The following is a 1,165-nucleotide window of genomic DNA, read 5'->3' as shown; positions in this document are numbered from 1 at the left end:
GCGCCGATGTTGATATTGGCTTGTTGGTTATTGTTTCGTATGCATCGCACATTGGATGTGTTCTGGTTAGATCAAGACAACGCAAAAAGCTTGGGTGTTGATGTGCCGAAAGTGACGCGCAACGTCTTCATCCTTTCTGCGGTTTTGATTGCAATTTCTACCGCTTTGGTTGGCCCAATTATGTTCTTTGGTTTGCTTGTGACCAACTTGAGCCGCGAGATGTTTCATTCCTATCAACATAAAACATTGTTGATAGGCTGTTCGCTGTTGGCCATTAGCTCCTTGCTTTCAGGGCAGTGGATCATTGAAAACGTATTTAATTTTGAGACAACGCTAAGCGTGGTCATTAACTTCCTTGGCGGCATTTATTTCTTGTATCTGCTGTTGAAAAACAAAGTCGTGTAAACATGATAGTCATAGAGAAACTAACCAAAGCATTTGGTTCGAGTAAAGTCGTTGATAGCGCGGATACTCAGTTCGAAAAAGGCAAAGTGACGTCGATCATTGGCCCAAATGGAGCTGGCAAGAGTACCTTACTCTCCATGGCTTCTCGCCTAACAGAGCGAGACGGTGGTAGCGTCATCATCGACTGTAAAGAGATCGCTGAGTGGGATACCAAAGAGCTGGCGAAAAAGCTTGCTGTGTTGCGCCAAGCGAACTCAATCACGATGCGATTTACCGTGAAAGAGCTGGTCTCTTTTGGTCGTTTCCCTTATTCAAAAGGCAATCTTACCAAAGACGATCATGCGGTCATTGCACAAGCCATTGATTACTTAGACCTGCAAGACATTCAAGATAAATACTTGGATGAGTTGAGTGGTGGTCAGCGTCAGTTGGCGTTTATCGCCATGGTGATTGCTCAGGATACGGACTACGTTTTCTTAGATGAACCGCTGAACAACTTGGATATCAAGCATTCATTGCAGATCATGAAGGTGATTCAAAGGCTTGCTCATGACATGAACAAAGCAATGGTGGTTGTGATTCACGATATCAACTTTGCAGCGTGCTATTCCGATGTCATTCTGGCGCTTAAACAAGGTAAAGTGGTGGCAAGTGGCGCGGTTGAAGAGGTGATTAAGGCAACAACATTGGAAGACATCTACGAAACACCATTTAACATCATTGAGTTAAATGGCAAACGCATGTGCACTTACCATTAATC

2 protein-coding genes are annotated in these 1,165 nt (G+C 44.0%); both read left to right on the top strand.

Annotated elements, in window-relative coordinates:
* A partial coding sequence (locus tag R7E47_RS24900; protein WP_318085442.1) for an iron chelate uptake ABC transporter family permease subunit occupies positions 1–405 on the top strand: 405 nt, incomplete at its 5' end.
* A gap of 2 nt (positions 406–407) precedes the next feature.
* Complete coding sequence (gene vctC, locus R7E47_RS24895) at positions 408–1,163, top strand: iron chelate ABC transporter ATP-binding protein VctC (protein WP_025499447.1); 756 nt, start codon at positions 408–410, stop codon at positions 1,161–1,163.
* The last annotated feature ends 2 nt before the right edge of the window (positions 1,164–1,165 follow it).

The sequence above is a fragment of the Vibrio sp. Vb1026 genome, from assembly GCF_033338745.1.
GTDB classification, from domain to species: domain Bacteria; phylum Pseudomonadota; class Gammaproteobacteria; order Enterobacterales; family Vibrionaceae; genus Vibrio; species Vibrio alginolyticus.
Note: the sequence above shows the minus strand (reverse complement) of the source record. Positions and strands in the feature narration are given on the sequence as shown.

Coding starts and splice junctions, on each gene's coding strand:
- vctC (WP_025499447.1), top strand. CDS start 408: ATGATAGTCATAGAGAAACTAACCAAAGCATTTGGTTCGAGTAAAGTC.